This window comes from Pseudomonas sp. NFACC16-2 (assembly GCF_900119205.1).
Taxonomy (GTDB): Bacteria; Pseudomonadota; Gammaproteobacteria; order Pseudomonadales; family Pseudomonadaceae; genus Aquipseudomonas; species Aquipseudomonas fluorescens_Q.
Window position 1 is genome coordinate 155,970 of the sequence record NZ_FPIX01000004.1, and the last position, 21,054, is coordinate 177,023.

Annotated in this window: 15 protein-coding genes; 6 read left to right on the forward strand and 9 right to left on the reverse strand. The window is 63.1% G+C overall.

What is annotated here, in order from left to right; translation table 11 throughout:
- Window positions 1–25 precede the first annotated feature (25 nt).
- From ptsP to BT116_RS06065, 4 genes are all read left to right on the forward strand, one after another.
- Window positions 26–2,890, forward strand: a complete 2,865-nt coding sequence (gene ptsP, locus BT116_RS06050; protein WP_072341118.1) for a phosphoenolpyruvate--protein phosphotransferase — start codon at window positions 26–28, stop codon at window positions 2,888–2,890.
- The gene (gene pfkB / locus BT116_RS06055) at window positions 2,890–3,831 is read left to right on the forward strand and encodes a 1-phosphofructokinase (RefSeq protein ID WP_072341121.1); all 942 of its coding nucleotides are present in this window, start codon (window positions 2,890–2,892) and stop codon (window positions 3,829–3,831) included. The genes ptsP and pfkB overlap by 1 nt, the downstream gene beginning before the upstream one ends.
- Window positions 3,832–3,844: 13 nt before the next feature.
- A complete protein-coding gene (locus BT116_RS06060) occupies window positions 3,845–5,587 on the forward strand; it encodes a PTS fructose-like transporter subunit IIB (RefSeq protein ID WP_072341124.1) in 1,743 nt (580 codons plus the stop codon).
- 308 nt (window positions 5,588–5,895) lie between these two features.
- Entirely contained in the window at window positions 5,896–7,437 is a 1,542-nt protein-coding gene (locus BT116_RS06065) for an alkaline phosphatase D family protein (protein WP_072341127.1), read from the forward strand.
- A 143-nt stretch (window positions 7,438–7,580) separates the two neighbouring features.
- Here the strand turns inward: BT116_RS06065 and BT116_RS06070 are convergent, their stop codons facing one another.
- The 6 genes from BT116_RS06070 to BT116_RS06095 form a co-directional block, all read right to left on the reverse strand.
- On the reverse strand, window positions 7,581–10,106 hold the full coding sequence (locus BT116_RS06070; protein WP_175497163.1) for a PepSY domain-containing protein: 2,526 nt from the start codon (window positions 10,104–10,106) through the stop codon (window positions 7,581–7,583).
- A gap of 244 nt (window positions 10,107–10,350) precedes the next feature.
- Window positions 10,351–11,514 (reverse strand): type III PLP-dependent enzyme, encoded by a 1,164-nt coding sequence (locus BT116_RS06075; protein WP_072341133.1) that lies wholly within the window; start codon window positions 11,512–11,514, stop codon window positions 10,351–10,353.
- Between the two features lie 477 nt (window positions 11,515–11,991).
- Window positions 11,992–13,149, reverse strand: a complete 1,158-nt coding sequence (locus tag BT116_RS06080) for an osmoprotectant ABC transporter ATP-binding protein OsmV (RefSeq protein ID WP_072341136.1) — start codon at window positions 13,147–13,149, stop codon at window positions 11,992–11,994.
- Entirely contained in the window at window positions 13,146–13,799 is a 654-nt protein-coding gene (locus tag BT116_RS06085; RefSeq protein ID WP_072341139.1) for an ABC transporter permease, read from the reverse strand. The genes BT116_RS06080 and BT116_RS06085 overlap by 4 nt, the downstream gene beginning before the upstream one ends.
- Window positions 13,800–13,814: 15 nt before the next feature.
- Window positions 13,815–14,717, reverse strand: a complete 903-nt coding sequence (locus tag BT116_RS06090; protein ID WP_072341142.1) for a glycine betaine ABC transporter substrate-binding protein — start codon at window positions 14,715–14,717, stop codon at window positions 13,815–13,817.
- Between the two features lie 25 nt (window positions 14,718–14,742).
- Window positions 14,743–15,459, reverse strand: coding sequence for an ABC transporter permease (locus BT116_RS06095; RefSeq protein WP_072341146.1), 717 nt, complete (start codon window positions 15,457–15,459; stop codon window positions 14,743–14,745).
- A gap of 332 nt (window positions 15,460–15,791) precedes the next feature.
- Here BT116_RS06095 and BT116_RS06100 point away from each other — a divergent pair, with 332 nt between their 5' ends.
- Together BT116_RS06100 and BT116_RS06105 are read left to right on the forward strand one after the other, a co-directional pair.
- Window positions 15,792–17,375, forward strand: a complete 1,584-nt coding sequence (locus tag BT116_RS06100) for a peptide chain release factor 3 (protein ID WP_072341149.1) — start codon at window positions 15,792–15,794, stop codon at window positions 17,373–17,375.
- 279 nt (window positions 17,376–17,654) lie between these two features.
- A complete protein-coding gene (locus BT116_RS06105) occupies window positions 17,655–17,915 on the forward strand; it encodes a hypothetical protein (RefSeq protein WP_063322960.1) in 261 nt (86 codons plus the stop codon).
- A gap of 268 nt (window positions 17,916–18,183) precedes the next feature.
- Here the strand turns inward: BT116_RS06105 and BT116_RS06110 are convergent, their stop codons facing one another.
- The 3 genes from BT116_RS06110 to BT116_RS06120 are packed head-to-tail and all read right to left on the reverse strand — an operon-like array spanning window position 18,184 to window position 21,054.
- Window positions 18,184–19,164: a peptide ABC transporter ATP-binding protein gene (locus BT116_RS06110; RefSeq protein WP_072341153.1), complete on the reverse strand. Its 981-nt coding sequence runs from the start codon at window positions 19,162–19,164 to the stop codon at window positions 18,184–18,186.
- Window positions 19,164–20,132: an ABC transporter ATP-binding protein gene (locus BT116_RS06115; protein WP_072341156.1), complete on the reverse strand. Its 969-nt coding sequence runs from the start codon at window positions 20,130–20,132 to the stop codon at window positions 19,164–19,166. The genes BT116_RS06110 and BT116_RS06115 overlap by 1 nt, the downstream gene beginning before the upstream one ends.
- A 10-nt stretch (window positions 20,133–20,142) precedes the next feature.
- Complete coding sequence (locus tag BT116_RS06120; RefSeq protein WP_003197772.1) at window positions 20,143–21,054, reverse strand: ABC transporter permease subunit; 912 nt, start codon at window positions 21,052–21,054, stop codon at window positions 20,143–20,145.

The window sequence follows — 21,054 nt, forward strand, 5'->3', positions numbered from 1 at the left end:
CAACCGGACGCCAAAAGGAGAAAGCATGCTCGAGCTCACTCTAGAGCAGATATCCATGGCTCAGACGGCTGTGGATAAAGACGCTGCACTGCAACTGCTCGCCGACAAACTGGTGGCCGATGGCTTGGTGGCTGAGGGTTACCTCGCCGGCTTGCAGGCTCGCGAAGCCCAGGGCTCGACCTTTCTTGGCCAAGGTATTGCCATCCCCCACGGCACCCCGCAGACCCGCGACCTGGTGCATTCGACCGGCGTGCGCCTGCTGCAATTCCCTGAGGGCGTGGATTGGGGCGATGGTCAGATCGTCTACCTGGCGATCGGCATCGCGGCCAAGTCCGACGAACACCTGCGCCTGCTGCAACTGCTGACCCGCGCCCTCGGCGAGACAGACCTGGGCCAGGCTCTGCGCCGGGCCGGTTCCGCCGAAGCGTTGCTGAAGCTGCTGCAAGGCGCGCCGCAGGAACTGGCCCTGGATGCCCAGATGATCGGCCTCGGTGTGTCGGCTGACGATTTTGAAGAACTGGTATGGCGCGGCGCACGGCTGTTGCGTCAAGCCGATTGCGTAAGCAATGGCTTTGCCGGGGTGTTGCAGCAAGTCGATGCGCTACCCCTGGGCGATGGCTTGTGGTGGCTGCACAGCGAACAGACCGTCAAGCGTCCGGGCCTGGCGTTCGTCACGCCGGACAAGCCCATCCGTTACCTGGGCCAACCGTTGAGCGGGCTGTTCTGCCTCGCCAGCCTCGGCGAAGCTCACCAGGCTCTGCTGGAAAGGCTCTGCGCCTTGCTGATCGAAGGCCGCGGTCACGAGCTCGGTCGCGCCACCAGCAGCCGCAAGGTGCTGGAAGTGCTCGGCGGTGAACTGCCCGCCGACTGGCCCAGCGCGCGCATCGGCCTGGCCAATGCCCATGGCCTGCATGCACGCCCGGCGAAGATCCTCGCCCAGTTGGCGAAAAGCTTCGAAGGCGAAATCCGCGTGCGCATCGTCGACGGCCAGGACAGCGCCGTGTCGGCCAAGAGCTTGAGCAAACTGCTGAGCCTGGGCGCCCGTCGCGGCCAGGTCCTGGAGTTCATTGCCGAACCGAGCATTGCCAACGACGCGTTGCCGGCATTGCTGGCTGCCATCGAAGAAGGCCTGGGCGAAGAGGTCGAACCGCTACCGCCACCGAGTGCGCCACGGGAAACCGTGATGGCCGAGGTCGCGACCGTCATGCTGGCGCCCGAATCCGGCAGCCTGATCCAGGCCGTCGCCGCCGCCCCGGGCATCGCCATCGGCCCGGCCCACATCCAGGTATTGCAGGCCATCGACTACCCGTTGCGCGGTGAGTCGGCGGCCATCGAGCGTGAGCGCCTGCAAAACGCCTTGAACCAGGTGCGCCGCGATATCCAAGGCTTGATTGAACGCGCCAAGGCCAAGGCCATCCGCGAGATCTTCATCACTCACCAGGAAATGCTCGACGACCCGGAGCTGAGCGACGAAGTCGACACTCGCTTGAAGCTGGGCGAGAGTGCGCAAGCGGCCTGGATGGGCGTGATCGAAGCCGCCGCCAAAGAGCAGGAGGCCTTGCAGGATGCCTTGTTGGCCGAACGTGCCGCCGATCTGCGCGACGTCGGCCGTCGGGTGCTGGCGCAACTGTGCGGTGTCGAAACCCCGAACGAACCCGATCAACCCTACATCCTGGTGATGGACGAAGTCGGCCCATCCGACGTGGCCCGCCTGGACCCGACCCGAGTGGCGGGGATTCTCACCGCCCGTGGCGGCGCCACTGCCCACAGCGCCATCGTCGCCCGGGCCTTGGGCATTCCGGCGCTGGTGGGCGCCGGTGCGGCGGTGTTGCTGCTGGCGCCGGGTACGTCCTTGCTGCTGGATGGCCAGCGCGGTCGCCTGCACGTGGACCCTGACGCCGCCACGTTGCAGCGTGCCAAGGAAGAACGCGATACCCGCGAACAGCGTCTCAAGGTCGCCGCCGAGCAGCGTCACGAACCGGCGCTGACCCGTGACGGTCATGCCGTGGAAGTGTTTGCCAACATTGGCGAAAGCGCCGGTGTCGCCGGTGCGGTGGAGCAGGGCGCCGAAGGCATCGGCCTGTTGCGCACCGAACTGATTTTCATGGCCCACAGCCAGGCGCCGGACGAAGCGACCCAGGAAGCCGAATACCGTAAGGTGCTCGATGGTCTGGCCGGGCGGCCGTTGGTGGTGCGCACCCTCGATGTCGGCGGTGACAAGCCGCTGCCGTACTGGCCGATCGCGAAAGAAGAAAACCCGTTCCTCGGCGTGCGTGGCATTCGCCTGACTTTGCAGCGCCCGCAAGTCATGGAAGCGCAATTGCGTGCCCTGTTGCGCTCGGCGGACAACCGTCCGTTGCGGATCATGTTCCCGATGGTGGGCAGTGTCGATGAGTGGCGCCAGGCCCGGGCCATGACCGAGCGCCTGCGCCAGGAAATCCCCGTGGCGGACCTGCAACTGGGGATCATGATCGAAGTGCCGTCCGCTGCATTACTGGCCCCGGTGCTGGCCAAGGAAGTCGACTTCTTCAGCGTCGGCACCAACGACCTGACGCAATACACCCTGGCGATCGACCGTGGTCACCCGACCCTTTCGGCCCAGGCCGATGGCTTGCACCCGGCGGTGCTGCAACTGATCGACATCACTGTGCGCGCCGCCCATGCCCATGGCAAATGGGTCGGTGTGTGTGGCGAACTGGCGGCTGACCCACTGGCGGTGCCGGTGCTGGTGGGCCTGGGCGTGGACGAACTGAGTGTCTCGGCCCGCAGCATCGCCGAGGTCAAGGCGCGGGTCCGCGAATTGAGCCTGGCGCAAGCACAAACCCTGGCCCAAGAGGCTTTGGCCGTGGGCAGCGCCGATGACGTGCGCGCATTAGTGGAGGCGCTGTAATGGCGAAGATTCTTACCCTGACCCTCAACCCGGCGCTCGACCTCACGGTGGAGTTGGCGCGTCTGGAACCGGGCCAGGTCAACCGCAGTGACGACATGCACACCCATGCCGCCGGCAAAGGCGTGAACGTGGCCCAGGTGCTAGCAGACCTCGGTCATACGCTGACGGTCAGTGGCTTTCTGGGCGAAGACAACGCCCAGGTGTTCGAGACGCTGTTCGTCCAGCGCGGGTTTGTCGACGCCTTTATCCGTGTCCCCGGCGAGACCCGCAGCAATATCAAGCTGGCCGAGCAGGACGGGCGCATCACTGACCTCAACGGGCCAGGCCCGGTGGTCGATGCCGCCGCACAGCAGGCCTTGCTGGCGCGATTGGAACAGATCGCCCCCGGTCACGACGTGGTTGTGGTGGCGGGCAGCTTGCCCCGGGGCGTCAGCCCGCAGTGGTTGCAGGCCTTGATCACGCGCTTGAAAACGCTCGGTCTGAACGTAGCCCTCGACACCAGTGGCGAAGCCTTGCGCGTGGCCCTGGCGGCGGGGCCGTGGCTGATCAAGCCGAACACCGAGGAGCTGGCCGACGCGCTGGGTTGCGAGGTGGTGAGCGAAGCGGCCCAGGCGCAAGCGGCGCAGCACCTGCATGTCCAGGGTGTCGAACATGTGGTGATTTCCCACGGCGCCGATGGCGTGAACTGGTTCAGTGTCGGTGCGGCGCTGCATGCTTCGCCACCCAAGGTCAGCGTCGCCAGCACCGTCGGTGCCGGGGATTCGCTGCTGGCGGGCATGCTGCACGGCCTGCTCAGCGCCGACACCCCGGAACAGACGCTGCGCACCGCTACGGCCATCGCCGCCATGGCGGTCACGCAGATCGGTTTTGGCATCCACGACACCGCGTTGCTGGCGTCGCTTGAACAGGGCGTGCGCGTGCGCCCCCTGACAGAACAATAAGAGGGTTCGCAAGATGAAATTAGCCATTGTGACGGCCTGCCCCAACGGCATGGTCACCAGTGTGTTGTGCGCCCGCCTGCTGGACGCGGCGGCGCAGCGCCAGGGTTGGAGCACCAGTGTTGAAGTCCACGACGCTGCCCATCCGGAACGCCAGTTGTCGGCGGCGACCCTCGAAGCGGCCGAGTGGGTTTTGCTGGTTGCCAGCGGCCCTGTGGACATGTCGCGGTTCGTCGGCAAACGCCTGTTCCGCAGCACCCCGGCCCTGGCCCTGCAAGACGTCGATTCGGTGCTGCGGCGTGGCGCCGAAGAGGCCGAGGTTTTTCTCGCCTCGGATGTCGTGGAGCAGGCACCCGTGGTGTCGACCGACCGTGCGCCGCGCCTGGTCGCCATCACCGCTTGCCCAACCGGCGTTGCCCACACCTTCATGGCCGCCGAAGCCTTGCAGCAGGCGGCGACGAAGCTTGGCTACGACCTGCAAGTGGAAACCCAGGGCTCGGTCGGTGCACGCAATCCGTTGAGCACCGAGGCCATCGCCGAGGCAGACGTGGTGTTGCTGGCGACTGACATCGAAGTCGCCACCGAGCGTTTTGCCGGCAAGAAGATCTACCGCTGCAGCACGGGCATCGCCTTGAAACAGGCCGAAGCGACACTGAACAAAGCGCTGGTCGAAGGTCGCCAGGAAAGCGCGTCGAGCGGTGCCAGCGCCCCGGCCAAGTCGGAGAAGACCGGCGTCTACAAGCACCTGCTGACGGGCGTGTCGTTCATGCTGCCGATGGTGGTGGCCGGTGGTCTGTTGATCGCCTTGTCGTTTGTCTTCGGCATCACCGCCTTCAAGGAACCCGGCACGCTGGCGGCCGCGCTGATGCAGATCGGTGGCGACACCGCGTTCAAATTGATGGTGCCGCTGCTGGCCGGCTACATCGCCTATTCCATCGCCGACCGTCCGGGCCTGGCGCCGGGGATGATCGGCGGGATGCTGGCGAGCACCCTGGGCGCCGGCTTCATTGGCGGGATCATCGCCGGTTTCCTGGCCGGTTACGTGGCCAAGGCGATCAACCGCTACGCGCGCCTGCCCCAGAGCCTGGAAGCGCTCAAGCCGATCCTGATCATCCCGCTGCTGGCGAGCCTGATTACCGGCCTGGTGATGATCTACATCGTCGGCAAACCAGTGGCGGGCATGCTTGAAGGCCTGACCCATTTCCTCGACAGCATGGGTACCACCAACGCGATCCTGCTGGGCGTGCTGCTGGGGGCGATGATGTGCGTCGACCTCGGTGGGCCGATCAACAAGGCCGCCTACGCGTTTTCGGTGGGGCTGCTGGCTTCCCAGAGTTATGCACCGATGGCCGCGACCATGGCCGCCGGCATGGTGCCGCCGATTGGCCTGGGCATCGCCACCTTCATCGCTCGGCGCAAATTCGCCCAGACCGAGCGCGAGGCCGGTAAAGCGGCGCTGGTGTTGGGGCTGTGCTTCATTTCCGAAGGCGCGATTCCGTTCGCGGCCAAGGATCCGTTGCGGGTGATCCCGGCGAGCATCGCCGGCGGCGCGCTGACCGGTGCGCTGTCGATGTACTTCGGCTGCAAGCTCATGGCCCCCCACGGCGGCCTGTTCGTGATGCTGATCCCCAACGCCATCAATCATGCGCTGTTGTACTTGCTGGCGATCGTGGCGGGGAGCCTGCTGACGGGGGTGGCGTATGCGCTGCTCAAGCGGCCTGAGGTGGTGGAGATGGCGTTGGAACCGGCGAAGGCCTGATCACTTCTTTGAAGCCATGAAATCCCCCAGTGGGAGCCTATGCTGTTCAATGATGGACCTGTGGCGAGGGAGCTTGCTCCCGCTCGGCTGCGAAGCAGTCGTAAACCGGCGGGTGCGGTGTGTCTGAGGCTGCGCATTTGGCAGTTTAGGGGCCGCTTCGCAGCCCAGCGGGAGCAGGCTCCCTCGCCACGGGTTTGTCGATGACCTGAAGCGAACAGCATTACCTGTGGGAGCGGGGGGCACAAGATCCCTGTCACACCCACTTCACACAGCCATGCTTAAGTTTTCCCATTTCAAGGGAGAACACCATGAGCGAATTCGACCTGGGCCGCCGCCGTGTGATGCAAGCCGTGGGGGCGGGGTTGTTGTTGCCGGGGTTGGCGCCGGCGGTGATGGCTTCGGTCAAGGATCGTCCGGTGCTTACCGACGGTGTGCAGTCCGGCGACTTGCAGGGCGACCGGGCGATGATCTGGAGCCGCAGCGACCGTCCGGCGCGGATGGTGGTGGAGTGGGACACCCGCAGCAAGTTCACCAATCCCCGTCGCTTCGTCTCGCCCCTGGCCGACGCTCGCAGTGATTTCACTGCCCGGGTTGAACTCACCGGGCTGCCCCGCGACCAGGCGATTTTCTACCGAGTGCATTTCGAAGATGCCCAAAGCGGGGTTGCCAGCGAACCCTGGCTCGGCCATCTGCGCAGCGTGCCGCAGTTCAAACGCAACATTCGTTTTGTCTGGAGCGGCGACACCGTCGGCCAGGGCTTCGGCATCAACCCGGACATCGGCGGCATGCGCATCTACGAAGCCATGCGCCTGCGCCTGCCGGATTTCTTTATCCACAGTGGCGACACCATCTACGCCGACGGCCCGGTGCCGGCGCAAATCACCGTCGAGGGTGGGCGCATCTGGCGCAATATCACCTCCGACGCCAAGAGCAAGGTCGCCGAAACCCTGGATGAGTATCGCGGCAACTATCGCTACAACCTGATGGATGAAAACGTACGCCGCTTCAACGCCGAAGTGCCGCAGATCTGGCAGTGGGACGACCATGAGGTGGTCAACAACTGGTCGCCGGGCAAGCAACTGGACGAGCGCTACCAGACCAAGGATATCCACAGCCTCGTGGGGCGTGCGCGACAGGCCTGGCTGGAATACGCACCGATGCGCCGGCAGAAGGCCGACGGCGGCGGGCGGATCTACCGCAAGCTCGGTTATGGGCCGCTGCTGGATGTGTTCGTGCTGGACATGCGCAGCTACCGCGAAGCCAACGACGCCAACCTCGGCGCGGCCAAGCCGTTCCTGGGTCGTGAGCAGTTGAATTGGCTCAAGCGCGAATTGAAGCAATCCCGTGCCCAGTGGAAAGTCATCGCCGCCGACATGCCCATCGGCCTGGGGGTGCCGGATGGCGAGGTCAGCCCTGGGGTGCCGCGTTGGGAAGCGGTCGCCAACGGTGATCCGGGCGCTGCCCAGGGGCGGGAAGTGGAGATCGCCGAATTGCTGGGTTATCTGCGCAAGCATCAGGTGCGCAACTATGTCTGGCTCACCGCCGATGTCCACTATTGCGCCGCTCATCACTACCACCCCGAACATGCCGCGTTCCAGGATTTCGAACCATTCTGGGAGTTCGTCGCCGGGCCATTGAACGCCGGCAGCTTCGGGCCCAATGTCCTGGACAAGACCTTCGGCCCGGAAGTGGTGTTCCAGAAAGCCCCGCCGGCCCAGAACACCTCGCCGTTTGCCGGGTATCAGTTCTTTGGCGAGGTGAACATCGACGGGCCAAGCGGGGAGATGAGCGTGGTGTTGCGGGATCTGGAAGGTGTGGCAGTGTTCGAGAAGAAGTTGCAGCCGGTTTGAAGGTCAGTCACGCAACGACCCCTGGCTGATCGTTCCGAATGCATCCCGTGACGCTTCGCGTCACATCCAAGCGGAACGCAGAGCGTCCCTGGCGGCATTCCCACGCGGGAGCGTGGGAACGATCAGAAACGATCAGAAACCCGTCAGTAGACATCCCGCCGATATCGCCCCTGCTCGATCAGCCGCTCCACTTCCTCGCGTCCCAGCACGTTGTTGAGCACGTGATCCACCCCGGATGCCATGCCCTGCAGGCTGCCGCAGACGTAGATCACCGCACCGTCGGCCAGCCATTGCTTGAGCAGCGCGGCCGATTCCAGCAGGCGGTCCTGGACGTAGACTTTCTGCTTCTGATCCCGGGAGAAGGCCAGGTCCAGGCGCTCCAGGTCGCCTGAGGTCACCCATTCCTGCAGCTCATCGCGGCAGTGGAAATCGTGTTCGCGGTTGCGCTCGCCAAACAGCAGCCAGTTGCGCTGCATGCCCTCGGTGACGCGCGCCTTGAGCAGGCTGCGCAGGCCGGCCAGGCCGGTGCCGTTGCCCAGTAGGATCATCGGCACGCCCTGGGGTGGCAGGTGGAAGCTGCTGTTGCGGCGCAGCCGCAGGCTGACGGCGCTGCCCAATGGTGCGTGTTCGGTCAGCCAGCCGGAACCGATGCCCAGGCTGCCGTCGGCGTGACGTTCCTGACGCACGATCAGTTCCAGTACACCATCGGCCGGTATCGAGGCGATGGAATACTCGCGTATCGCCAGCGGTGCCAGGGCATCCACCAGTGCCTGGGCATGCAGGCCGACCAGATGAGCGCGGTTTTCCGGGAGTTGGCGGGTCGCCAGGGCCTGGTCGAGGCTCTGGGACAGGCCATCGACTTGCACGCGCGCGTGGCCGGAGAGGCCGAGCCCGTCGAGGAAATGCTCGATGGCCGACAGGTCATTGCGTGGCAGGATTTCCACCAGGTCACCGGCCAGCCAACTGCTCGGGCCGGGAGCGGTGAAGCCCAGCAGGTATACCCCCGAGCCGCTGCTGTCGGGGTTGAGCAGGGTGCGCTGGCTGAGCGTCCAGTTTTCGAAGCTTGGCGCCTGCCAAGTGTCCAGCGGGGCTTGGCCGGTCAGCTCCGCCAATTGTTGTTGCCAGTGACGCAGGGCGTAAGGGTCGCCGCTGTCGACGTCCACCGGCGCGAACAGCGTCTTGCCACCGTGTTCCGCCAGCCAGGCGTGCAGGCGCCGGGCGAAACCGCAGAAGTGTTCATATTGCCGGTCACCCAGGCCCAGCACCGAATACTGCAGGCGCTCCAGGCTCAAGGCCTGGCCCAGCACCTTGCGTTCGAAACCGCGGGCACTGTCCGGCCCTTCGCCGTCGCCAAAGGTGCTGACGACAAACAGCGCGTGGGTGGCGTCGTTCAGGTCCTGCTCACGCACACCGGCCAATGGCTGGACCTTCACCGGCAAGCCGGCGGCCTGGAGTTGGCCGGCGGTCTGCCAGGCCAGTCGCTCGGCGAAACCGCTTTGGCTGGCGAAGCCGATCAGCCAGGCCGGCGCATCGGTCGGGTTGGCGATGAGGGCTTGGCGGGCGTTTCTGGCCTGGCGTTTCTTGCGGCGACGGTCCAGGTACAGCAACCAGCCGGTGATGAAGAACAGCGGCATGGCCAGCGCGGCGGCGGTCACCAGGATCCGCCCGGCCAGGCCGAAGTAGCTGCCGATATGCAGGGCATAGACACTGGTCAGCAACTGCGCCTTGAGGCTTTTGTCGCTGTAGCGGCTATGCCGGCTGATGACGCCGGTGGCCGGGTCGAGGGTGAGCTGGTTCAGCGCCCGGTCGTGAGGTGAGTTTTTCAGCAGGTAGAACACGGTCGCCGGCTGCCCGGCCACGGGCGGCATGCGCACGTTGTAGGTGGACAGGCCCGGGCCGGCGGCGCTGTAGATGCTGCTCCACATGGCCCGGTAATCGGCCACGGGCAATGGGCCGCTGGGTGCCGGGCCGCGATTGCGCACCCGTTCCTCTTTCGGTGAATCGGAAAGCAGGCGGGTCACGCCTTTGTTGTACCAGTCGTAGGACCAGGTCAGCCCGGTCAGTGCCGCCAGTAGATAGAACGCCAGGCACCAGGTGCCCGCCACCGAGTGCAGGTCCCAATTGAAGCTGCGACCTTTTTTCCCCCAGTCGAGGGTCAGCCAGGCGCGCCAGCTTTTCCATTGGCGCGGCCAACGCAGGTACAGCCCGGACAAACAGAAAAACACCAGGATCAGCGTGCAGGCACCGGTGATTTGCCGACCTACATCATCCAGGGTCAGGACGCGGTGCAACCTGAGCATCAGGCCGAAGAAGTCCTGGCCCGTCACATCGCCCATGAACTGCCCGTTGTAAGGGTTGAAATAGCGCATGGCGCCACGTTTTTCCCCAGGCGGCGCCGCAAAAATCACCCGCGCGGCGTTACCGCTGTCGGTCTCGACCCAGAGCATGGCGACGGTCTTGCCGGAGGCCGCCTCGATCTGTTCCACCAGTTCGGCGGGCGGCAGGACGCCGGCCGGTTGTTTCTCGACCATCAGCACTTGCGGGTTCAAGGTCCGCAGGATTTCATCCTGGAACGACACCACCGCCCCGGTAACGCCCATCAACGCCAGGACCAGCCCGGCACTGATGCCGAAAAACCAGTGCAACTGGAACAGGGTTTTCTTCAACACGTCGCTCGCCTTGTTCATTTACTGTTCATCAAGGCGTGCATTATGCCGTGTGTTATCGAGAAGCATTCATAAACACACCCAAAAGTTGCCGAACAGTGATGAGGTGAGCGACAAAGTCCCACAGGGGGGAACGCGGTCTTATCAAGAACAAAAACAAAAAAACGGCGCTTTCCATTTCTGGAAAAACGCCGTTTTTTATTACGCGACAGGACCGGAACGATGAACGTTCAAGCGCCCGAACACATCACACGTAGAACGATTTCAGCGGCGGAAAGCCATTGAATTCCACCGCGCTGTAGCTGGTGGTGTAGGCACCGGTCGACAGCCAGTACAGGCGGTCACCGATGGCCAGGTTCAGCGGCAAACCGTACTTGTAATTTTCGTACATGATGTCGGCGCTGTCGCAAGTCGGGCCGGCGATGACCACTTCTTCCATCTCGCCTTTCTTCTCGGTCCAGATCGGAAACTTGATGGCTTCGTCCATGGTTTCGATCAGGCCGGAGAACTTGCCCACATCCGTGTACACCCAACGCTCGACGGCGGTACGGGACTTGCGCGCCACCAGCACTACTTCGCTGACCAGGATACCGGCGTTGGCGATCAACGAACGGCCCGGCTCCAGGATGATTTCCGGCAGGTCGTCGCCGAAGTCTTCCTTGAGGAAGCGGATGATTTCCTCGGCGTAGGTTTCCAGGCTGTTGGTGCGGGTGATGTAGTTGGCCGGGAAGCCGCCACCCATGTTGATCAGCTTCAGGACGATGCCGTCTTCTTCCTTCAGGCGCTCGAAGATTACCTTGACCTTGGCGATGGCTGCGTCCCAAACGCTGATGTCGCGCTGTTGCGAGCCGACATGGAACGAAATGCCGTACGGCACCAGGCCCAGGTCGCGGGCCAGGATCAGCAGGTCCATGGCCATGTCGGTCTGGCAGCCGAACTTGCGCGACAACGGCCAGTCAGCGGTGGTCGAGCCTTCGGTGAGGATCCGTACATAGACTTTCGAGCCCGGCGCGGCCTTGGCGATGTTGCGCAGGTCGGCTTCGGAGTCGGTGGCATACAGGCGCACGCCCTTCTCGTAGAAGTAGCGAATGTCGCGGGATTTCTTGATGGTGTTGCCGTAGCTGATCTGGTCCGGGCCGACGCCACGGCTCATGACCTTATCCAGCTCATAGATCGAGGCGATGTCGAAGTTCGAGCCTTTATCCTTGAGCAGGTCGATGATTTCCACCGCCGGGTTGGCCTTGACGGCGTAGTAGACCTTGGCGAATTCGAAACCGGCGCGCAGGTCGTCATAGGCCTGGGCGATCATCGCGGTGTCGATCACCACGAACGGGGTTTCCTGCTTGTCGGCGAACGCTTTCATTTTCTGGAAAGTTTCGCGCGCGAAATAATCTTCGACCTGGATCGACATACTTGGGACTCCTACTGGCAAACATCAGGATCAATGGGTTTGAGGGCAAGCAGCCCTCGTGAACGTCCTCCGTATCCCCACTTTGGTTCGCCTACTTCCCAAGGCATGTCGCCGAAAGCAAAAAGGCCACGGGATGCGTGATGCCCTTGGCCTTGCTGTCTCGTCGTCAGTACTTGAGCCGGATGGATCGTTTCCAGCATGGACGTTCGGCGCGAACTTTAGGGCGTGAGGGGCCTGAGATCAACTAAAAATGTCGCGTTTTTGCACACATCCGTCGTGCGGCCCGCGACAGCTCATGATGTAACCGACCGGCATGACAGATTGATGTTCCCTTGGATCGGTTTTTCAGGCCGCCGGATGTGCTTTTGTGGCGAGGGAGCTTGCTCCCGCTGGGTCGCGAAGCGGCCCCAAAAAGCGATGAGCGCTTCGCACTCAAGCGGGAGCAAGCTCCCTCGCCACAAAAGCTGTTGTGCCCGGTCAGGCAGAGGCGGTCTCGGCCGGTGAGACGATGCTGGTCTTGCCGCCACGCGAGCGTCCGGAGCTCAGGTATTCGGCAATCGATTCCTGGGTCACTTCCCCGAGGAACACCCGCTCGGCGTCCATCACCGGCAGCCACGAACGGTTGAACTCGTACATGCGCGACAGCAGGATCCGCAAATGCTCGTCATAGGCGGCGGTGGCGTTGAATTCGCGCAGGTATTGTCCGCAGGTGCCGGTCTGGCGGTACAGGTCGCGACGGCGTACATAGCCCAGGGCCTTGTTCTCGGCACAGGTGACCACTACGTAGCGACGGTCATGTTCGTCCATCAACTCCAGTGCCTCACTCACTAGCGTCTCGGGGCTGACCGACGGGGCGTTGTCCGCCGCGTCTTCGGCCTTGACCAGCAACAGGCGCTTGAGCGTGCTGTCCTGGCCGACGAAACTGCTGACGAACTCGTCGGCCGGATGCGCCAGCAACGTGTCCGGGTGATCGAACTGGACCAGCTTGCCGGCGCGGAAGATCGCAATCTTGTCCCCCAGCTTGATGGCCTCGTCGATGTCGTGGCTGACCATGATCACGGTCTTGTTCAGCGCCCGCTGCATCTCGAAGAACTCGTTCTGGATCATTTCGCGGTTGATCGGGTCCACCGCGCCGAAGGGTTCGTCCATCAGCAGCAGCGGCGCATCGGCCGCCAGGGCACGGATCACGCCGATCCGTTGCTGCTGGCCACCGGACAGCTCGCGAGGGTAGCGATGCAGGTACTGCTTGGGTTCGAGCTTGATCATGCTCATCAGTTCGCGGGCACGGTCGTGGCATTTCTGCTTGTCCCATCCGAGCAGGCGTGGGACTACGGTGATGTTTTCCTCGATGGTCATGTTCGGGAACAGGCCGATCTGCTGGATCACGTAGCCGATGTTGCGGCGCAGGGTCACTTCGTCCAGGCCGGTGGTGTCCTCGCCGTTGATCAACACCTTGCCCGAAGTGGGCGGGATCAGGCGGTTGATCATCTTCAGCGTGGTGCTTTTGCCGCAGCCCGACGGCCCGAGGAACACGCAGATCTCGCCTTCGTTGACGATCAGGTTCACCGAGTCCACGGCCTTGACGTCTTTGCCGTTGCTCTTGAAGGTTTTGCTGAGGTTTTGAAGTTCGATCATTTCAGTAATCCTTTTGGGGTCAGCGAGCGTTGCAGCCATTGCAGGAGCAGGTCGGCGAAGATGGCCAGGAGACTGACCAGCACGGCGCCGACGATCAGCATCGACATGTCGCTGCGGCTGATGGAGGCGAGGATGAGCACGCCCAGGCCACCGGCACCGATGGTGGCGGCGATGGTCATGACGCCGATGTTCATGACCACGGCGGTGCGCACACCGGCCAGGATCACCGGCACGGTGATGGGCAGCTCGACCATGCGCAGGCGCTGGCCGAAGGTCATGCCGATGCCGCGGGCGGCTTCACGGATGCCCGGTTCGACGCCGGTCAGGGCCAGGTAGGTGTTGCGCATGATCGGCAACAGCGAATAGAGAAACACCGCGGTGATCGCCGGCATCGGGCCCAGGCCCTGGCCGAACTTGGAATAGAACGGCAACAGCAGGCCGAACAGTGCAATCGACGGAATGGTCAGCAATACGGTGGCGCTGGCCTGCAACGGGCCGGCGAGCGTTGGGAAGCGGGTCATGAAGATGCCCAGCGGTACGCCGACGACAATCGCCAGGGTCACGGCGATGCCCACCAGGGTGATGTGCTGCCAGGTCAGGTGCAGCACCAGCGGCCAGTCCAGATGGGAAAAGGCGTCAAGAAAATCCATGGCTTTTCCTCCAGGTCATTGGGATGAGAGCAGGGAATGCTGGCGCAGGAAATCAGCGGCAACGGTGGAAGGGCTTTCGTGGTTGACGTCCACGCGGGCGTTGAGCTGGCGCATGGTTTCATCGTCGAACAGCTCGGCCAGGGGCTTGAGCTGCGCGGCCAGCTGCGGGTGCGTGTCGAGGTACGCCTGGCGCACCACGGGCGCGGCGGTGTAGTCGGGGAAGTAGTGCTTGTCGTCTTCCAGCAACTTCAGCTTGAACGCGTTCAGCCGGCCGTCGGTGGTGTACACCAGGCCGGCGAATACCTGGCCGTTGCGAAGGGCGGTGTAGACCAGGCCTGCGTCCATCTGCCGGATGTTCTTGCGGGTCAGGTTCATGCCGTACTGCTCGACCATGCCCGCGAGGCCGTCGGAGCGGTTGGCGAACTCGGTGTCCAGAGCCACCAGATGATTGTCATCGGCTTCGGCCTGCAGCACCGTGTTCAATTGGCTGATGCTGTTGATCTGCGGGTACTGACGGGCGATTTTTTCCGGCAGGGCCAGGGCGTAGGTGTTGCTGAATTTCGAAGGCGTCAGCCAGACCAGGCCTTTTTTCGCGTCGAGTTCTTTCACCCGGGCGTAGGACTGGGCGCTGTCGAGTTTCTCGGTGACATGGTTGTAGGCCACCAGCGACACGCCGGTGTATTCCCACAGCATGTCCAATTGCCCGGTTTCATGGGCGCTGCGGGCCAGGTTGCTGCCCAGGCCACCGGTGATCTGCGCGTCGTAGCCCTTGCTGCGCAGGTATTGCGCGGTGATTTCCGCCAGCAACGTCTGCTCGGTGAACACCCGGGCGCCAAGGCGGATCAGCGGTTTTTCAGCGGCTTGGGCGAATCCTGCGAACAGCAGGACGCAGCCCAGTATCAAGCTCAACTTCTTCATAAACGATTTCCTTTATCCAGCCGGCTTATGACGGTCGCAGACCGCGTTCCAGCCAGAGGCGGCTGGCCAGTGTCACCAAACCGTCGAGCAGCAACGCCAGCAAGGCGGTGCAGGCCGCGCCGAGCAGCAGCTGCGGCTGATTGTTCAAGGCAATGCCGGGGAAGATCAGGCTGCCGAGGCTGTTGGCGCCGATCAGGAATGCCAGCGGCGCGGTGCCGACGTTGATCGCCAGCGCCACCCGCACGCCGCCGATGATGATCGGCACGGCATTGGGCAACTCGACTTTCCACAGCACCTGGCGCGGGGTCATGCCGATGCCGACGGCGGCTTCCTTGAGGGAGCCCTGGACGTTTTTCAGGCCTTCATAAGTGTTGCGCACGATGGGCAACAGCGAGGCGAGGAACAGGGCGAAGATGGCGGGACCGCTGCCGATGCCCAGGATGCCCAAGGCGATGGCCAGCACGGCCAGGGGCGGTACGGTGTTGCCGATGTTGAACACTTGCATGAAGCGTTCGGCGCGCCCGACCATGCCGGGGCGGCTGAGGGCGATGCCAGCGGGAATGCCCACCAGCAGGGCCGCCAGCATGGAGGCCAGGACAAGCAGCAGGTGCGCTTGCAGGTAGAACAGCAGATCGTCGTGGTAGCGTTGGATCGTATCGATGCCGATCCAGTGGACCAACAGGGCCAGGAGCGCGACGACGACCGCCCCCCCGATAAGCCCTTTGCCATAGCGGATAGCCACAGGCGGACTCCTTTGTCTTTCAGTCGGCGCACGCTTTCCCGGGCGGCAAACCATCACTGGTTGCCGGGAAAACGTTCGCGAGAAGCAGCTCTTTTCCATACCGGTAAAACGGCAGGTAAATCGAGCCATGAGCGCAGCCTCGTCAGGCTAACTTGCTGATTTTTCAGACCCTGACGAACAGCCGTAACAGGGTGGTGGACGCCTCCACGCGGTTAAAGGTTCCCATGCCAGGGAAGATCTGGCCACCCTGGATGTGCTCAACGGTTCGGTTCCTGGCGCAAGTTGAGCTATAATCGCGGCCCTTTTTTGAATCACCTGCCAGGCGATTTCCCATGACCAAACAGGCCGCCGAAGTCGCGAAACGCCGCACTTTCGCCATTATTTCCCACCCCGATGCCGGTAAGACCACCATCACCGAAAAGCTCTTGCTGATGGGCAAGGCGATCGCCATCGCCGGCACGGTGAAATCTCGCAAGTCCGACCGCCATGCCACCTCCGACTGGATGGAAATGGAAAAACAACGGGGTATTTCCATTACCACGTCGGTCATGCAGTTCCCGTATCGCGACCACATGATCAACCTGCTCGACACCCCGGGCCACGAAGACTTCTCCGAAGACACCTACCGCACCCTGACGGCAGTGGACTCGGCATTGATGGTCCTCGACGGCGGTAAAGGCGTCGAGCCACGGACCATCGCGCTGATGGACGTCTGCCGCTTGCGGGACACGCCGATCGTCAGTTTCATCAACAAACTCGACCGTGACATCCGCGATCCGATCGAATTGCTCGACGAGATCGAAGCGGTGCTGAAGATCAAGGCCGCGCCGATCACCTGGCCGATTGGTTGCTACCGCGACTTCAAGGGCGTGTACCACTTGGCCGACGACTACATCATTGTCTACACCGCCGGTCACGGGCATGAGCGCACCGAGGTGAAGATCATCGATAAGCTCGACTCCGATGAAGCCCGCGCACACCTGGGCGACGAGTACGAGCGTTTCGTCGAGCAACTGGAACTGGTGCAGGGCGCCTGCCATGAGTTCAACCAGCAGGAATTCCTCGACGGCCAACTGACCCCGGTGTTCTTCGGTACCGCCCTGGGCAACTTCGGTGTGGACCATGTGCTCGACGCCGTGGTCGATTGGGCCCCGCGCCCGCTGGCCCGTGTCGCCAACGAACGCACCGTGGAACCGGTGGAAGAGAAGTTCTCGGGCTTCGTGTTCAAGATCCAGGCGAACATGGACCCCAAGCACCGCGACCGCATCGCCTTCATGCGCATCTGCTCCGGCAAATACGAAAAAGGCATGAAGATGCGCCATGTGCGCACCGGCAAGGACGTGCGCATCGGCGACGCCTTGACCTTCTTCTCCTCGGAACGCGAACAACTGGAAGAAGCCTTCGCCGGTGACATCATCGGCCTGCATAACCACGGCACCATCCAGATCGGCGATACCTTCACCGAAGGCGAAACCCTGGGCTTTACCGGCATCCCGCACTTCGCCCCGGAACTGTTCCGCCGCGTACGCCTGAAGGATCCGCTCAAGTCCAAGCAACTGCGCCAGGGCCTCCAGCAACTGGCCGAAGAGGGCGCCACCCAGGTGTTCTTCCCGACCCGCAGCAACGACATCATCCTCGGTGCGGTTGGTGTGCTGCAGTTCGACGTGGTCGCCAGCCGCTTGAAAGAGGAATACAAGGTCGAGTGCTCCTACGAGCCGATCACCGTGTACTCCGCCCGTTGGGTCGAATGCGGCGACAAGAAGAAACTCGAGGAGTTTTCCAACAAGGCCGTGGAAAACCTCGCGTTGGACGGCGGCGGTCACCTGACCTACCTGGCCCCGACCCGGGTCAACCTGGCGCTGATGGAAGAGCGCTGGCCGGATGTGAAATTCCGGGCGACGCGTGAGCATCACTAAGCATCAAGTGTGACCCACTGTGGGAGCGAGCTTGCTCGCGATAGCGATGGGTCAGCTTGCCTGGATGTTGAATGGGCGGCCCTCATCGCGAGCAAGCTCGCTCCCACACTGGGTTTTAGCGTTAGTTGGATTGGAGATAACCCTTATTCGAAACCAATCTGTCGAACAGCGGCATTTCTGGCTGTTAGGCAGCGTCCTATCTGGTGAACCGGCCTGTTCAGAACTAGATTTCTTGAGCGCCGTCGGCCTCGGCTTCATCCGGAAAAGAAGGAATTGGCTATGAACATGTTTCTACGCATGATGTTTTTGCTGAAGGTTTTGGTGATGCTGTCCCTGGGGTCTACCGCGGCATGGGCTGAATGTGATGAGCATGAGCAGCACGCGTCGAGTGGCTCGGTGGTTCAGGGTGAGTTGATGCTTGCCGCGACCGATGCGGACGCCGGTGATCCGGATGATGGCGAGGATGATGATGGTTCGCCCGTCGATCCGCCGGACGGTGATGAGGATGAAGAGGGTGAAGAGAGCGATAGCCAGACGTAGATCTCTGACCTGAAGAAAACCCCTCCAGCCCCAACTGAAATTCAGTCTGGGCTGGAGGGGTTTTTCATGCAGGGTGCATTATCCAATGTGAAGGCTTACCCCTGTGGCGAGGGGATTTATCCCCGCTGGGCTGCGCAGCAGCCCCAAAGCCAGGCAACTCGGTGTGCCAGGAATATTGCATTTCACTGCTTTAGGTTTAGGGCCGCTTCGCGGCCCAGCGGGGATAAATCCCCTCGCCACAGGTGCGCTACCTGTCTTTTTCTTATGCTTACGCCGCGCCGTCGAGGAACCGCTCGGCGTAGTGACACGCCACCAGGCGGTTATCGAGTGGCCGCAACGCCGGTTCTTCGGTCTTGCAACGCTCGGTGGCGTACGGGCAGCGCTTGTGGAAGGCGCAGCCGGACGGTGGGTTGAGCGGGTTGGGCAGTTCGCCGACGATCTTGATCTTCGGCTTGTTCGGGTCCGGGTGGATGGTCGGCGTGGCCGACAGCAGCGCCTGGGTATACGGGTGCAGCGGGCGGCTGTAGATGGACTCGTTGGGGCCCATTTCCACCGGGCGACCGAGGTACATTACCATCACGTCGTCGGCCACGTGCTGCACCACCGCCAGGTTGTGGGAGATGAACACGTAGGCAGTGTTGAACTCCTGCTGCAAATCCATGAACAGGTTGAGCACCTGGGCCTGGATCGACACGTCCAGCGCCGACGTCGGTTCGTCCGCCACCAGCACCTTGGGTTGCAGCATCATGGCGCGGGCCAGGGCGATGCGCTGGCGCTGGCCGCCGGAGAACATGTGCGGGTAGCGCTGGTAATGCTCAGGACGCAAGCCCACCTGCTTCATCATCGCCTGGACTTTCTCACGCCGCTCAGTCGCTGACAGGTTGGTGTTGATCAGCAGCGGCTCGGCCAGTTGATCACCGATCTTCTGCCGTGGGTTGAGCGAGGCGTAAGGGCTCTGGAAGACCATCTGCACATCTTTGCGCAGTTGCTTGCGTTCAGCCTTGTTGGCGCCGGCCACTTCCTGGCCGGCGATTTTCAGGGAGCCGGAGGACGGTTCCTCGATCAGCGTCAGGGCCCGGGCGAGAGTGGATTTGCCGCAACCGGATTCACCCACCACGGCCAGGGTCTTGCCGGCTTCCAGTTCGAACGACACGCCGTTGAGGGCGCGCACGGTGGCGTGGCCCTTGAACATGCCGCGGGACACTTCGTAATGACGAGTCAGGTCACGGGCGGTAAGTACGACGGCCATCACGCCACCTCCTGGTTCAACGGGTAGAAGCAGCGGGCGAGGCTGGCGGTTTTCGGGTCAAGGGCGGGGCGTTGTACGCGGCAGTTGTCCTGCACGTACGGGCAGCGCGGTGACAGCAGGCAGCCCTGTGGACGGTCGTAGCGACCGGGCACGATGCCTGGCAATGTGGCGAGGCGCTCGGCGCCCATGCTGTGCTCCGGAATCGCCGCCAGCAGTGCTTCGCTGTACGGGTGGGCCGGGATGTCGAACAGCTCGGGAACCTTGCCCACTTCCACGGCCTGGCCGGCGTACATCACGCACACGCGCTGGGCGGTTTCGGCGACCACGGCCAGGTCGTGGGTGATCAACACCAGGCCCATGTCCTGCTCTTTTTGCAGGGCCAGCAGCAGGTCCATGATCTGGGCCTGGATGGTTACGTCGAGGGCGGTGGTCGGTTCGTCGGCGATCAGCAGCTTCGGCTCGCCGGCAATCGCCATGGCAATCGCCACGCGCTGGCTCATGCCACCGGACAACTGATGGGGGTAAGCGTCCATGCGACTGGACGCGCCGGGAATCTCGACTTTTTCCAGCAGTTCGATGGCGCGCTTGCGGGCGGCCTTGCCGGACATCTTCAGGTGCAGGCGCAGCACTTCTTCGATCTGGAAGCCCACGGTGTAGCTGGGGTTGAGCGCGGTCATCGGGTCCTGGAAGACCATCGCCAGGTCCTTGCCGACGATCTGCCGGCGCTGGCGGTTGCTCAGCTTGAGCATGTTCTTGCCGTCGAAGTTCAGCGCGTCGGCGGTGACGATGCCGGGGTGCTCGATCAGGCCCATCAGCGCCATCATGGTCACGGATTTACCCGAGCCCGATTCGCCGACGATGGCCAGGACTTCGCCTTTTTCCACGCTCAGGTCCAGGCCATCGACCACCGGCACGGCGGTGGCGTCGCCGAAGCGAACGTTGAGATTCTTGATTTCTAGCAGTGACATGGGAATCTCCTCAGGCGGCATTCTTGAGTTTCGGGTCCAGCGCATCGCGCAAACCGTCGCCCATCAGGTTGATTGCCAGCACGCTGAGCAAAATGGTCAAGCCAGGCAGGCTCACCACCCACCAGGCGCGTTCGATGTAGTCCCGGGCCGAGGCCAGCATGGTGCCCCACTCCGGGGTCGGCGGTTGCACGCCGAGGCCGAGGAAGCCCAGGGCGGCGGCGTCGAGGATGGCCGAGGAAAAGCTCAGCGTCGCCTGGACGATCAGCGGTGCCATGCAGTTGGGCAGCACGGTGATGAACATCAGGCGCGGCAGGCCGGCACCGGCCAGGCGGGCGGCGGTGACGTAGTCACGGTTCAGTTCGCCCATCACCGCGGCACGGGTCAGGCGCACGTAGGACGGCAGCGAGACGATGGCGATGGCGATCACGGTATTGATCAGGCCTGGGCCGAGGATGGCGACGATCGCCACGGCCAGCAGCAGCGAAGGCAGGGCGAGCATGATGTCCATCAGGCGCATGATGGTCGGGCCGAGCAGGCGCGGGAAGAACCCGGCGAACAGCCCCAGCAGGATGCCCGGGATCAGCGACATCACCACCGACGACAAGCCGATCAGCAGCGACAGCCGCGAGCCCTGGATCAGACGCGACAGCAAATCGCGCCCCAGCTCATCAGTGCCCAGCAGGAACTGGATCTGTCCGCCTTCAAGCCAGGCCGGTGGCGTCAGCAGGAAGTCGCGGTACTGCTCGCTCGGGTCGTGAGGTGCGACCCAGGGGGCGAAGATAGCGCAGAACACCACCAGGATCATGAACAGCAACCCGGCCACGGCGCCCTTGTTGCGGGAAAACGCGTGCCAGAATTCTTTGTACGGGGACGGGTACAGCAGGCTTTGATCGACTGCTACCGCGGTAGTTGGAGTACTCAT

What these genes read in the sequence shown, in the direction of transcription:
- ptsP (WP_072341118.1), top strand. Translation starts at nt 26, where the DNA reads ATGCTCGAGCTCACTCTAGAGCAGATATCCATGGCTCAGACGGCTGTG.
- pfkB (WP_072341121.1), top strand. Translation starts at nt 2,890, where the DNA reads ATGGCGAAGATTCTTACCCTGACCCTCAACCCGGCGCTCGACCTCACG.
- BT116_RS06060 (WP_072341124.1), top strand. Translation starts at nt 3,845, where the DNA reads ATGAAATTAGCCATTGTGACGGCCTGCCCCAACGGCATGGTCACCAGT.
- BT116_RS06065 (WP_072341127.1), top strand. Translation starts at nt 5,896, where the DNA reads ATGAGCGAATTCGACCTGGGCCGCCGCCGTGTGATGCAAGCCGTGGGG.
- BT116_RS06075 (WP_072341133.1), bottom strand. Translation starts at nt 11,514, where the DNA reads ATGTCGATCCAGGTCGAAGATTATTTCGCGCGCGAAACTTTCCAGAAA.
- BT116_RS06080 (WP_072341136.1), bottom strand. Translation starts at nt 13,149, where the DNA reads ATGATCGAACTTCAAAACCTCAGCAAAACCTTCAAGAGCAACGGCAAA.
- BT116_RS06085 (WP_072341139.1), bottom strand. Translation starts at nt 13,799, where the DNA reads ATGGATTTTCTTGACGCCTTTTCCCATCTGGACTGGCCGCTGGTGCTG.
- BT116_RS06090 (WP_072341142.1), bottom strand. Translation starts at nt 14,717, where the DNA reads ATGAAGAAGTTGAGCTTGATACTGGGCTGCGTCCTGCTGTTCGCAGGA.
- BT116_RS06100 (WP_072341149.1), top strand. Translation starts at nt 15,792, where the DNA reads ATGACCAAACAGGCCGCCGAAGTCGCGAAACGCCGCACTTTCGCCATT.
- BT116_RS06105 (WP_063322960.1), top strand. Translation starts at nt 17,655, where the DNA reads ATGAACATGTTTCTACGCATGATGTTTTTGCTGAAGGTTTTGGTGATG.
- BT116_RS06110 (WP_072341153.1), bottom strand. Translation starts at nt 19,164, where the DNA reads ATGGCCGTCGTACTTACCGCCCGTGACCTGACTCGTCATTACGAAGTG.
- BT116_RS06115 (WP_072341156.1), bottom strand. Translation starts at nt 20,132, where the DNA reads ATGTCACTGCTAGAAATCAAGAATCTCAACGTTCGCTTCGGCGACGCC.
- BT116_RS06120 (WP_003197772.1), bottom strand. Translation starts at nt 21,054, where the DNA reads ATGAGTACTCCAACTACCGCGGTAGCAGTCGATCAAAGCCTGCTGTAC.